Source organism: Frankia tisae, from assembly GCF_025403405.1.
GTDB classification, from domain to species: Bacteria; Actinomycetota; Actinomycetes; order Frankiales; family Frankiaceae; genus Frankia; species Frankia tisai.
This window is the reverse complement of sequence record NZ_JANEZT010000675.1, coordinates 1-1,516: the sequence shown is the minus strand read 5'-3', so window position 1 is coordinate 1,516 and position 1,516 is coordinate 1. Positions and strand designations below refer to the sequence as shown.

Annotated in this window: 1 protein-coding gene; it reads right to left on the bottom strand. The window is 72.4% G+C overall.

Going from position 1 to position 1,516, the window contains the following annotated elements; all coding sequences use genetic code 11:
• On the bottom strand, positions 1-1,516 hold a 1,516-nt coding region (locus NBZ85_RS31025), incomplete at both ends, for an acyltransferase family protein (RefSeq protein WP_261563410.1).

Below are 1,516 nucleotides of genomic sequence, written 5' to 3'. Positions count from 1 at the left end.
AGTCCCGATCGGGGGTGGATCGCGCCGGCCGATCGGGACTCGGCCGCGACGGCAGATCGGCGCCGGGCCGGGCCGGGCGGTCGGCACCGGAGGCCATCCCGGGCTGCCCACGCCAGGCCCGCGGCACCCAGCCGTCCGCGGCCTGACGCGCGTCGGCCTCCGCCGGCCGCTGCCGGCCGCCCGGCGGCCCGCCCGGTCGGGCAGCTGACCCCGTCAGCAGTGGCACTGTCGGGCTATCCCCCGGTACGCCGACTACCGCGACCACCGGCCCGGGCCCCGGGAACGGGACGGTCGGGCCGTGCGGGCGCGGAACCCCGCTAGCGGGCGCGGTGCCCGCGCCGGCCGCCGCCTGCCCGCGGCGACGCACCACCCAGGCGTCCGCCCGCCGGGCCCAGCTGTGCGACAGCCGGATGCAGGGCCGTTCGATGAGGTAGTTCGTCGCGGTGGCGACGGCCACCGTCAGCACGACGACGACCAACAGGAACGGCAGGTAGGGGATCTTCCACAGCTGCCAACCGCTGTGCTCCATCACGAGCTCGATGACGGTCGAGTGCCACAGGTAGATGCCGTACGAGATCGAGCCGAGGAAGGCCAGCGGCCGGCTGGCCAGCAGCGGCCGCACCGCGCCGCGGTCCTGGCGGCCGAAGACGGCAGGCAGCAGCAGGAAGAACCCGATCAGCCCATACAGCAGGTGCCGGTTCATGTCCTGCGCCCGATCCGGATCGAAGATCGGCACCAGTGGCAGATCGGCGTGCCTGCTCGCCACCCAGTAGAACAGCGCCGCCATGGCCCAGCAGGCCGTTCCCGAGCCGCGTAGCCCCGCCCAGCGGGGCTGGCGGCCAAGCTGGGCGTAGCGGGCGGAGACCACGGCGAGTGCCATCCCCATGGCGAACAGGTCCCACCAGACGGGCAGCCAGACGTTCCAGCCGGACATCCAGCTCTGCTTGCTCGGGATGACCAGGAAGTGGACGACCTTCGCGGCCAGGAAGGTCACCGCCAGCGCGGTCAGCTCCACCCGGACCTGGGCCTGTGCCCCGCGGCGGCGGCGACCGAGCAGCCAGGCGTAGCCGGGAACGGCCAGGTAGAACGCGACCTCGATATCGAGCGTCCACGCCTGGGTAAGACCCTGGATGGCCCAGTGATCCTGGTACCCCTGGAGGAAGAACGCAGTCTGGACTACCCCGGCGAGCCCGTGCACGCCGACCCGGTTGTCGCTGACCACGTTGAGGGTGACGGCGAGCGCCACCCAGTAGAGGGGGACGATCCGCATGAACCGCCGCACCAGGTAACCCGGCGTGGCGGCGGCGGGAACGCCCGCGAGCCGGGCCGCGACGAACGGCCGGTAGAGCAGAAATCCCGAGATCAGAAAGAACACCGCGACGCCGGCCTCGCCGCGCGCGGTGTAAGGACCGAGCCTGCTGCTGGTGGTGAACCCCGCCGGGAACGAGGTGTGCACCACGACGACCAGAAGCGCAGCGATCGCACGCAGGCCGTCGAACCCCGGGAAGACCATCTT